The sequence below is a fragment of the Pseudoalteromonas sp. BSi20439 genome (genome assembly GCF_000241165.1).
Taxonomy (GTDB): Bacteria; Pseudomonadota; Gammaproteobacteria; order Enterobacterales; family Alteromonadaceae; genus Pseudoalteromonas.
The window spans coordinates 20511-31720 of the sequence record NZ_BADW01000079.1 but is presented as its reverse complement, the minus strand read 5'-3'; the positions used below and the strand labels follow the sequence as shown (position 1 = coordinate 31720).

Genomic DNA, 11210 nt, shown 5'->3' with positions numbered 1-11210 from the left:
TTTTTTTGCGTTAATTCACACTTAAAATTACGCCATGTAGTTCTCTGGCATATCAATTTGTGCCACACCCGAATCAACTGCAGCTTGAGCAACCGCTTTGGCGATACGAGGCAATAAGCGCGGATCCATAGGTTTTGGTATAATATATTTAGCACCAAACTCTAATTTATCGATACCTGCAGCAGTCAGTACTTCAGCAGGTACTGGCTCTTTAGCAATACTGCGAATTGCCTCTACAGCAGCTATTTTCATTTCATCGTTTATTTCACTTGCGCGTACATCTAGTGCACCACGGAAAATAAATGGAAAACAAAGTACGTTGTTAACTTGGTTCGGATAATCAGAGCGGCCGGTCGCCATAATAAGATCGTTGCGTGCAGCATGTGCTAATTGCGGATCAATTTCAGGATCGGGGTTTGAACATGCAAATACAACTGGGCGGTCAGCCATTAATTTTAAATCATCGGCGGCTAATAAATTTGGGCCTGATACACCAACAAACACATCGGCATCTTCAATTACATCTTGTAAAGTACGTTTATCCGTATTGTTTGCAAATAATTGCTTATATTCATTTAAGTCATCACGACGTGTATGAATAACCCCTTTACGGTCTAACATATAAATATGTTCACGTAAGGCGCCACACTTAATTAAAAGCTCCATACAGGCAACGGCTGCAGCACCAGCACCTAAACATACGATAATCGCATCTTCAATTGCTTTGCCTTGTACTTCTAACGCATTTAGCATACCCGCAGCCGTAACAATTGCCGTACCATGTTGATCATCATGAAACACAGGAATGCTGCAACGCTCTATCAGTGCTTTTTCTATTTCAAAACATTCTGGTGCTTTAATATCTTCTAAATTGATACCACCAAACGTGTCTGCAATATTCGCAACCGTGTTGATAAAGTCTTCGGTTGTGCGATGCTTAACTTCAATGTCAATTGAGTCTAGTCCTGCAAAACGTTTAAATAATAATGCTTTGCCTTCCATTACTGGTTTTGAGGCAAGTGGGCCTAAATTCCCTAAGCCTAAAATTGCGGTGCCGTTAGTAATAACCGCAACCATATTTCCTTTACCAGTATACTTGTAAGCATTTGCTGGATCAGCGGCAATTTCACGAACAGGTTCTGCAACACCTGGGCTGTATGCGAGCGCGAGGTCTTTAACCGTCTCAGCGGGCTTAGTCAGCTCAATACTGATTTTACCTGGAACGGGATGGGCATGGTAATGTAGTGCTTGTTCACGAAAATCTGACATAACGCGATTATATCCTGCAATTTAAGTTAAAGTGAGAGGTAGTTTTATTCTACGATACCTTTATTATTTTTAAATTCCAAGCAATATCAGGTCTATCCTGTTATATGCTAGAACTGTTAATTTTAAGTGATTTATCAGCAACTTCCCTAGATTATCCTGACAATTTTAAAATATTAATTCGTCATAAAAATTAAAATTACAGGTAATTTCTGCCCTGAATCAATTTTGATGAAGCGTATTTTTCAGTCTCAAATTAAAATAGAGAAATATCGAACTTTATTTAATTTTAAATACAAATAACTTCACGTTACCTACATTTAAGTAGCATATTTAAAATGTAACAAATAAAAATATAGAGAGTATTGGCTATTTTGTCTGTAAATGTTTATGCATATTCAGAATAAGAACAGGAAATAGTTATGCAAAAATAATAAATACAAAACTGTTATAAAAATGGAGGGAGAAGTGAATTTTAGGCACAAAAAAAGCACCCTAGGGTGCTTTTTTTACATAGAAACAAAAAATTATTTTTTGCTGCTAAGTGCACCGAAGCGCTTGTTGAAGCGATCAACACGGCCGCCAGTGTCTAAAATCTTTTGCTTACCAGTGTAAAACGGGTGACACGCAGAACATACGTCTAAGTGAATGTCTTTACACAAAGTAGAACGAGTTTCGAATTTGTTTCCGCATGAACAAGTTGCAGAAATTACTTCGTACTTAGGGTGAATACCTTCTTTCATAGGAACCTCTAGTTAAGGCCGCATCGCTCTCCAAACCCGAAGTCTGGCACCATACGTCGTTAAAACAAATTTATTGGTCGCGAATTTTATCCAACAACCAGCACGCACACAAGCTTTAATTATTCTTTTTGCTAAAAAGTCGGCAAACGGCTAGCCATTATGGATTTGTTGGTAGGCTTTTAATACTATTTTTAGTACATTAAGCCATTCGGTTTCTTAGTTGAGTTGTTATGCGTTTTGCTGAAGTTGCAATAAAAGTCCCCTTACCTCGCACCTTTGATTATAAAGTGGATGAGCAATTACTACCGCTGACTCAATTACAGCCAGGCATGCGCGTACTCGTCCCTTTTGGTAATCAACGAAAAGTAGCGGTTATCCTTAGCTTAAAAGCCGATACAGAAGTTCCCGAAGGCAAAATCAAATCTATTATTGAAGTTATTGACGACTTGCCAGTGTTATCTGCGCAACATTTGGAGCTGCTGAAGTTTACTGCGCGTTATTATTGTTATCCACTGGGTGAAACTATTCATATTGCACTACCGAGTGCGCTGCGCCAAGGTGAATGCCCTGATAAAACCAGTATAAATATGCTGACGTTAACTGATAAAGGGGCGCTTTTACCATCTTTAAAAGCTAAAACACAGCTTAACTTGCTTAAGCAATTATCTGCATCGGGTAAATCATCATTAACGGAACTAAAAGCACTCGGGTTTAATAAAAAGACTATTGATAGCCTGTTGGCAAAAGAGTTGATAGTGCAAACCATTGAACATGACAATCAATGGCAACATGCCTCTCCTACTGTGGGCACTAAGCCTCGCTTAAATAAAGAACAAGCGATTGCTTGCACAGCTATTAATCAAAGCACCGGTTTCAATAGCTTTTTACTTGAAGGTGTCACGGGTAGTGGTAAAACAGAAGTTTACCTACAGTGTCTTGAAGAGGTGTTAAAGCGTGGAGAGCAAGCGTTAGTGCTGGTTCCCGAGATAGGTTTAACCCCACAAACCGTTAATCGTTTTAGGCGCCGCTTCCCTGACACGCCAATTATGCTATGGCATTCGGCTCTCACCGATAACGAGCGCCTGCAAACATGGCGGTTTTGTGAAAAAGGCAGTTGTGCCATCGTTATAGGTACTCGTTCGAGTATTTTTCTGCCCTTTTTAAAACTCGGGATGATTGTGGTTGATGAGGAACATGATGCTTCATTTAAACAACAAGATACTTTACGCTATCATGCACGTGATTTAGCAGCGTATCGTGCTTATCAGCATAACATTCCGCTTATTTTAGGCAGTGCGACTCCCGCATTAGAAACGCTGCACAAAGCAATTAATAACAAATACCAATTACTCACATTGAGTGAGCGAGCACAAACCGCCACCGATAATCAATTTAAGCTTCTCGACATGAAAGGTCAGCCCGATCAAGCTGGTATTGCCCATGCGAGCCTGGCGATAATGCGTCAACACCTGAATAAAGGAAAGCAGGTGATGGTGTTTTTAAACCGTCGTGGATTTTCACCCACTTTAATATGTCATGAGTGTGGTTGGTTAAGTGAATGTAATCGCTGCAGCACAAGTGCAACCTTTCATAAAGCCATCGGTCAGATGATTTGCCATCACTGTGGTGACCAATATAAAGTACCGCATCAATGCCCTGATTGTGGTAGTACACAAATATTTCCTAACGGTAAAGGCACCGAACAAATAGAAGAATTTTTGAGTACTGAATTTAAAGATATCCCGATTAGCCGAATAGACCGCGATTCAACGAGACGTAAAGGCAGTCTTGAAAAAGCATTGGATGAAATAAACCAAGGTGGCGCACGCATTTTAGTCGGTACACAAATGTTGGCCAAAGGCCACCACTTTGCGGATGTAAGCTTAGTGCTTATTTTAGATGTAGATAGTGGCTTATATTCGTGTGACTTTAGGGCAACAGAACACCTTGCGCAATTAGTGACTCAGGTTGCTGGGCGAGCAGGGCGTTCCGGTGAGCCCGGTGAGGTATTATTACAAACTCACTTTCCTGAGCATCCGTTATTACAGGATTTAGTTAATAATGGCTATCAAGATTTTGCACGCTTTGCACTTACTGAGCGCAGTGACGCGCAATTGCCGCCCATCACCAGTATGGCGATAGTTCGTGCACAAGGACATAACATTAAGCAAGTCGTCGACTTTCTAACGGATTTGGTTCCTGTCAATGGGGTATCTGGTATACAATTGCTTGGACCAATCCCTGCGCCTTTAGAGAAAATTGCAGGGATGTATCGTTTTCAATTACATATTCAAGCGCAAGATCGACGCATTTTACACCCGTATCTTGCACAAATGGTTGATTATCTCAGCACCAGCAAACTTGCTCAAAAAGTTCGCTGGAGTTTAGACGTAGACCCTACAGACATGATTTAGGTAAGGCCACACATAACACCATGGCACAGCACGATTATATTAATAAAAAACCAAAAAATAGAAAAAACACCAAACAAGAACCGGCTAAAAAACCCTTTCCGCTGTTGTTAACCCTAATTGCACTATTGCTCGTCGGTGGTTTCGCATACGGACTCTGGTTTGTTAAAAATAATGCCGACCCTGATCTTGTTGAAAAACAGGCAAATCCAACACCTGAAAAGCAAGTAGAAATCGCTAAACCGCGGCCACCTAAATTTATCAAAGAAATTAAAGAACATGAAATTCAAGTTGAAGTAAAAGAACTTGAACAAAAAGGCCCGTATGTTATGCAATGTGGCTCATTTAAAACGCATCAACAAGCAGAAACCTTAAAGGCTAAAATAGCCTTTGCAGGGCTAATTTCAGAGATCAAAAAAACCACAGGTACCAATGGTATTTGGTATAAAGTCCGTTTAGGACCTTATGAAACCAAGCGCCAAGCAGAAAGTGATAAGAACAAACTGAAACGAATTAATATCGTTGGCTGCGGAATTTGGGGCTGGACTTGAATTTAAACCATTCACCCATATAACCTCTTCATAATCGTTTTTTACGCGCTGCCCCTTGCAGCGTGATGATGAGGAATAACATGACTACAATCGTAAGTGTACGCCGTGATAACAAAGTTGTTATTGGTGGTGACGGCCAAGTATCTCTTGGTAACACAGTAATGAAGGGCAACGCCCGAAAAGTTCGACGCCTTTATAATGGCAAAGTAATCGCTGGGTTTGCTGGCGGTACTGCTGATGCTTTTACCCTATTCGAACGTTTTGAAAGCAAACTAGAAATGCACCAAGGTAACCTCACTAAAGCGGCCGTAGAAATGGCTAAAGATTGGCGTAGTGATCGTGCCTTACGTAAACTTGAAGCCCTACTCGCTGTTGCTGATGAAACAGCCTCACTGATCATCACTGGTAACGGTGACGTCGTACAACCTGAAAACGACCTGATCGCGATTGGCAGCGGCGGAAATTTTGCACAATCTGCTGCAACCGCCTTATTAGAAAACACCGACTTAAGTGCTCGTGAAATTGTAGAGAAAAGCCTAACAATTGCTGGCAACATCTGTGTATTTACGAATAACTTCCAAACTATCGAAGAATTGTAATAGGAACCCGCCATGTCTGATATGACCCCAAGAGAAATTGTTCATGAGCTTGACCAGCATATTATTGGTCAAGCAAAAGCAAAAAAAGCGGTTGCTATTGCCCTTCGTAATCGCTGGCGCCGTATGCAGTTAAACGAAGATTTACGTGCCGAAGTAACACCAAAGAATATTTTAATGATTGGCCCTACAGGCGTAGGTAAAACGGAAATTGCGCGTCGTTTAGCAAAACTAGCTAATGCTCCCTTTATTAAAGTGGAAGCCACTAAGTTTACCGAAGTGGGTTATGTAGGCAAAGAAGTTGAAACTATCATTCGTGATTTAGTCGACGTTTCAATCAAAATGACCCGTGAACAACAAACCAAAAAGTTTAAACACCGTGCAGAAGAAGCGGCTGAAGAGCGTATTTTAGATGTATTACTGCCTCCAGTGAAAGATCAGTATGGTGAAGTTCAGCGCGATGAAAGCTCATCGACACGCCAATCGTTTCGTAAAAAATTACGCGAAGGCCAGCTAGATGACAAAGAAATTGATATTGATTTAGCGCAAGCTCAACCGAATGTTGAAATTATGGCTCCTCCTGGTATGGAAGAAATGACCAACCAGTTACAGGGCATGTTTCAAAATATGGGTGGTGATAAACGCACTAAACGTAAGCTTAAAATTAAAGAAGCGTTTAAATTACTTACCGAAGAAGAAGCCGGTAAATTAGTTAATCCTGAAGAATTAAAAGAGCAGGCAATTTTTGCGGTAGAGCAAAACGGCATTGTGTTTATTGACGAAATCGACAAAATCTGTAAGCGCGGCGAAGCCTCAGGCCCAGATGTAAGCCGTGAAGGTGTGCAGCGTGATTTACTACCGCTTATTGAAGGCTCTACAGTTAACACTAAGCATGGCATGGTTAAAACTGATCACATGCTATTTATTGCCTCAGGTGCATTCCAAATGTCTAAACCATCAGACATGATCCCGGAGTTACAAGGCCGCTTACCTATTCGTGTTGAACTTGAAGCACTCACAGCCGATGACTTTAAACGCATTTTAACTGAGCCACACGCGTCACTTACGGAGCAACAACGCGAGCTACTCAAAACAGAGCAAGTCGCTATTGAATTTAGCGACGATGCAATTGAGCGTATTGCTAAAGCAGCATGGCAGGTTAATGAGAAAACCGAAAACATCGGTGCGCGTCGTTTACATACCGTTATGGAAAGGCTAATGGAAGAAATTTCATATGATGCTTCTGAAAAAGCCGGTTCAAGCCTTGTTATTGACGCCGCCTATGTTGAAAAACACTTAGGTGCACTGGTTGAAGATGAAGACTTAAGCCGCTTTATTCTTTAACAGCCGTTTAATGTATACTAAAAGCCTCCAGCATGGAGGCTTTTTTGTAAGTGAGATGACGATGAAACAAGTAACTAAAGTGCACTATCATAGTGTGAGTAAAAATTTAGATGTGTTCTTTGATGATCATTCAGAGGCAACCTTCAGTACTGAGTTTTTACGGGTTCACTCTCCCTCAGCCGAGGTGCAAGGCCATGGCTCTGAGCCTATGAAGTTAGTACTTAATAAACAAACAGTGGGCATTAAAAGCATTACACCCGTAGGACATTATGCGTTGCGTTTAGAGTTTGACGACGGGCATAACAGCGGGTTGTTTAGCTGGCAATATTTGGCTAGATTACAAGCCGAACATACTAAGTTGTGGGACACTTATTTAGAACGTGTTAAACAACATGAAAATAACAAAGACAGCGTACCAATAAAGTTTATTCCTTAAACTTTATTGGTTGTATAGCAAAGCTTAAACTTTATATTTATCTATCGCACTATGTAGCACGCGTGCTTGCGCTGAAACCTCTTCACTGGTTTGTGCGTTATTAGCCGAATGTTCTGACGCGCTTTGAGCGATATCACGAATTCGCACTACATTTTTATTCACTTCTGATGCAACTTGGCTTTGCTCATCAATCGCCACAGCAATTTGTGTACTCATTTCCATAATTGTTTGCACATCAAGTGTAATAGATCCTAGCAGCTCACCCGCTTTAGTTGCTTGTGTTGCACTTTCGCCACCTTGAGCTCGACATTGATGCATAATACTTACTACCTCTTGAGTGCGCTGTTGCAAGGTATTAATAATACCTTCTATTTCGCTAGTCGACTCTTGCGTACGCTGGGCTAGTGAACGTACTTCATCGGCAACAACCGCAAAGCCGCGACCTTGCTCACCGGCTCTCGCCGCTTCAATAGCAGCATTTAAAGCCAGTAAATTAGTTTGTTCAGCAATAGCACGAATTACATCAAGCACTGAGCCAATAGTTTCACCATCTTTTTCAAGCTGTGACACCACACCTGAAGCATTTACCAAAGAATCAGACAACGCATTAATGTGCTTAATGGTTGACTCAACCTCAACCTGACCTTGTAAGGCACTCTCGTTAGTCGACTCTGCCTTTTTAGCCGCAGCTTCAGTATTATGTGAAATATCTTGAATTGTCGCCTGCATCTCTGTCGCAGCGGTGGCTACCATGTCGGCTTCATGTAACTGCTCTTGCATTCCTGAGCTAGTTGCTGCCGTTGTGTTAGATAAATCTTCAGTCGCAATGTTTAACGTTTTCAATGCGGTATTTACTTCATAAATTAGTTTTTTGAAGTCACCAATTAAACTATTAAAGTCTATGGTCATTCTGGTTACTTCATCTTTTCCTTTATGCTCTATAAATAAACTTAAATCGTTATTGCGCCTAATTTCATCTATTGCTTGATACACCCTTTCAATAGGCTGAATAATTGAACGACTAGTTAAGTACACAAGCGCCATAACAATCACACTGGCAATCACAAAAATCACTATTGCTAATAATTGTGCTTGATTGGCTGTTTCACTTACTTGCTCTTTAGTGGCAGCTGTAATGTAAGAAACCACTTCATCACTCTTTTTAACACTTATCCTCATTTTACCCAAGGCGCCCGAATTTAAATCGACACCCAGTGCTACCTGTGCCTCTACTAACGCGGTAAATTTACCTTGGTAATTACTCATTAACGATGCTAATTGACTGCGGGTCTGATTGGGTAAATCGGCGGCGCTTACTTGCTGTTTTAACTCCACTGCTAATTTATTAAATCGGTCTAGGTATTTTGTATCCAAGCGTAACATAAAATCTTTTTCAGCACGGCGTAGCTGCAGCATGGTAGTAAGTAGCTGATAATTATTTTGCTCATTGAGTAACGTTTCAATACTGTGAACAGCTTCACGAAGCTCGCCGTAAAGTGCATCTTTGGGATGTAAGCCTATCTTACGTTGCAGTTTTACAACAACCTGAAAATCATCGTAGTATTGTTTTGCAAGCGCCGAGAATTGGCTTACCTGGGCCGTGGCAATATTTAAGTCTGTTGATAAAACAGTTAGCTTTTCTAATTTAAGCTGCAGTTGTTTGTATTCTTTAGTGAATAAATCTAAGCTACTTTCATCTTTATAAAATAAAAAATCTTTCTCATATTTGCGCATCGAAAGCTCATGTATATCTAGCTCTTCAGCGTACTGAATTGTTTCATTTAATTTAAGCATAATACGTGCTTCATAAATGATGATGCATAGCATGACAATCATTGCTAAGCCTACAACAAGGGCGTTTAGTTGCAAACGGCGTTTTATCGTCAGATTTTGTAAAAAATTCATTGTAAATACCTATATTAAATTTGCCAGCGCAGCATAAAGTGGTGCTTCCTTTCATTTAAATCATTAATTTTGAATAAAAAATAAAAAGGGTCGCCGGTAAAATTTAACCATTAACAAACTCCTTTTAAACAAATGGACAATATAAAAACCATTGGCCTAACAACAGTATTGCTCAATTTTACGACTCTTGCCACTGACGGAGGAAAATCTTCAACCGTATCAGGAAGCAATACACCTGTTTATAATCTTGTTGTGAATAAATGACAAGTTTATGAAAGAATTATTATTCTTATAATTGATTTAGTTCTAATTATGGCTAAATTTACTGCGATTAAGTCGTTGTTATTGCATATAAGGAGGGTATACTGAGTTTCTAACTTATGTATCTTTTGAGGATAAAATAATGGATTACAGCACTTCTGATTTATGCGACCACTTTGCTGATGTGGTTGACGTGCTTGAACCTATGTTCATCAACTTTGGTGGTCGACACAGTTTTGGTGGCCGCATTAAAACGGTAAAATGTTTTGAAAACAATGAACTGATCCGCCAATTACTTTCTCAAGATGGTACTGATCAGATTTTACTTATTGATGGCGGCGGCTCAACTCGCAGAGCATTAATTGATATTGAGCTGGCTGAGCTAGCACTAGAAAACAATTGGCAAGGTATTATCGTATATGGTGCATTACGTCACGTTGATGAGCTTGAAGAACTTGATTTAGGAATTCAAGCTATTGCATCAATTCCTGTTGCAGCAGACAGTGAAGGCGCGGGCGAAAGCGGTATAGGGGTTAATTTTGCTGGCGTATCATTTTTTGATGATGACTTTGTTTATGCCGACAGTACAGGTATTGTACTTTCTGCTGAAGAATTAGAGCTAGAAATAATAGAACTTTAGTGTGACTGTTCAGCTTAAAATATATAACGAAAGCACGGTAAAGGAAATTTGCTCTGACCGTGCTGGAGAGCTAAAAGCATGGCAGTCGATGGCATTACTCGATGCCCGCGACAATATCCAACAAGCGCTTGCTGATGCCGTACAATTTGGTATGCGCTTTGTCTTACTCGGCATATGTGAAGACATTGGACCGAGAGCCAACCTAGGAAAAGGCGGTGCACAGTATGCTTGGCCTGCTTTTTTACAACGGTTTTTAAACCAACCTCACAATAATGCCATCGCTATGCAAAAAGTGTTACTGCTTGGCGAAGTCAACCTCGACGATTTAATGCAACAAGCCCAACCGCTTGATAATCATAATCCAAACGACTTAGCTCAATTGCGTAAGCTGTGCGCTGAAGTAGATGAGCGAGTTGAAGCAATTTTAGACATGGTTTTTAAAGCGGGCCTTGAACCTATTATTATTGGCGGCGGACACAATAACTGTCTGGGTATTATTCGCTCGCTTGCCAAACATAGCCACAGCGCAATTAACGCGATTAATTTAGATCCTCATGCCGACTTTCGTGAGTGTGAAGGTAGGCACAGTGGTAATGGGTTTCGCTACGCTTACCAAGAGCAGCTGCTCAAGAATTACCATGTTATTGGCTTACATGAGCTAAAAAACAATCAGCCTATTTTTGATGCTATGCAGAGCGCTAACTTTAGCTACACAAGCTATCAAACAATTAATGTGAAGCGTGAAATAAACTTAACTGAAGCAACTGCCCTTGCACTCAAAGAGTTTGATAACGCACCGCTAGGGGTAGAAGTTGATTTAGATAGCTTAACCAATATGCCTGCAAGTGCCTTTAATTATTGTGGTTTTGATGTCAGCGATGGTGAGCATTATGTTTACTTAGCTGCAAATGATCCGCGCAGTGCTTATTTACACTTATGCGAAGCAGCACCTTCACAACACCCTCATTCTATAACTGCAGGTAAATTACAGTGTGGCCAAGTGATCAGTGCTTTAGTTAATACCTATTTACAAACAAAACTAAGCATTTAAAACACA

10 protein-coding genes are annotated in these 11210 nt (G+C 40.5%); 7 read left to right on the top strand and 3 right to left on the bottom strand.

Translation table 11 applies throughout. The annotated features are described in order from the left end of the window. Nucleotides 1-27: 27 nt before the first annotated feature. The gene (locus tag P20439_RS07505; protein WP_008465773.1) at nt 28-1269 is read right to left on the bottom strand and encodes a malic enzyme-like NAD(P)-binding protein; all 1242 of its coding nucleotides are present in this window, start codon (nt 1267-1269) and stop codon (nt 28-30) included. Nucleotides 1270-1793: 524 nt separating this feature from the next. Then, entirely contained in the window at nt 1794-2009 is a 216-nt protein-coding gene (gene rpmE / locus P20439_RS07500) for a 50S ribosomal protein L31 (RefSeq protein WP_008115018.1), read from the bottom strand. A gap of 230 nt (nt 2010-2239) precedes the next feature. On the opposite strand from rpmE, the gene priA reads away from it, so the two are divergent. The 5 genes from priA (at nt 2240) to P20439_RS07475 (ending at nt 7347) form a co-directional block, all read left to right on the top strand. After that, nucleotides 2240-4423, top strand: coding sequence for a primosomal protein N' (gene priA / locus P20439_RS07495; protein ID WP_008465771.1), 2184 nt, complete (start codon nt 2240-2242; stop codon nt 4421-4423). Between the two features lie 20 nt (nt 4424-4443). After that, complete coding sequence (locus tag P20439_RS07490) at nt 4444-4971, top strand: SPOR domain-containing protein (RefSeq protein WP_008465769.1); 528 nt, start codon at nt 4444-4446, stop codon at nt 4969-4971. Nucleotides 4972-5051: 80 nt separating this feature from the next. After that, nucleotides 5052-5570 carry an ATP-dependent protease subunit HslV gene (gene hslV, locus P20439_RS07485; RefSeq protein ID WP_008465768.1) on the top strand — a complete coding sequence of 173 codons (519 nt, stop codon included), beginning with the start codon at nt 5052-5054 and terminating at the stop codon, nt 5568-5570. A gap of 12 nt (nt 5571-5582) precedes the next feature. Further along, nucleotides 5583-6911, top strand: a complete 1329-nt coding sequence (hslU, locus tag P20439_RS07480) for an HslU--HslV peptidase ATPase subunit (protein ID WP_008465766.1) — start codon at nt 5583-5585, stop codon at nt 6909-6911. A 61-nt stretch (nt 6912-6972) separates the two neighbouring features. Next, nucleotides 6973-7347, top strand: a complete 375-nt coding sequence (locus P20439_RS07475) for a gamma-butyrobetaine hydroxylase-like domain-containing protein (protein ID WP_008465764.1) — start codon at nt 6973-6975, stop codon at nt 7345-7347. 24 nt (nt 7348-7371) lie between these two features. On the opposite strand, the gene P20439_RS07470 is transcribed toward P20439_RS07475, so the two are convergent. Then, nucleotides 7372-9252 carry a methyl-accepting chemotaxis protein gene (locus P20439_RS07470; RefSeq protein ID WP_008465763.1) on the bottom strand — a complete coding sequence of 627 codons (1881 nt, stop codon included), beginning with the start codon at nt 9250-9252 and terminating at the stop codon, nt 7372-7374. Nucleotides 9253-9655: 403 nt separating this feature from the next. Here P20439_RS07470 and rraA point away from each other — a divergent pair, with 403 nt between their 5' ends. After that, nucleotides 9656-10153 carry a ribonuclease E activity regulator RraA gene (gene rraA, locus P20439_RS07465; RefSeq protein ID WP_008465762.1) on the top strand — a complete coding sequence of 166 codons (498 nt, stop codon included), beginning with the start codon at nt 9656-9658 and terminating at the stop codon, nt 10151-10153. A gap of 1 nt (nt 10154) precedes the next feature. After that, nucleotides 10155-11204, top strand: a complete 1050-nt coding sequence (locus P20439_RS07460; RefSeq protein WP_008465760.1) for a formimidoylglutamase — start codon at nt 10155-10157, stop codon at nt 11202-11204. The last annotated feature ends 6 nt before the right edge of the window (nt 11205-11210 follow it).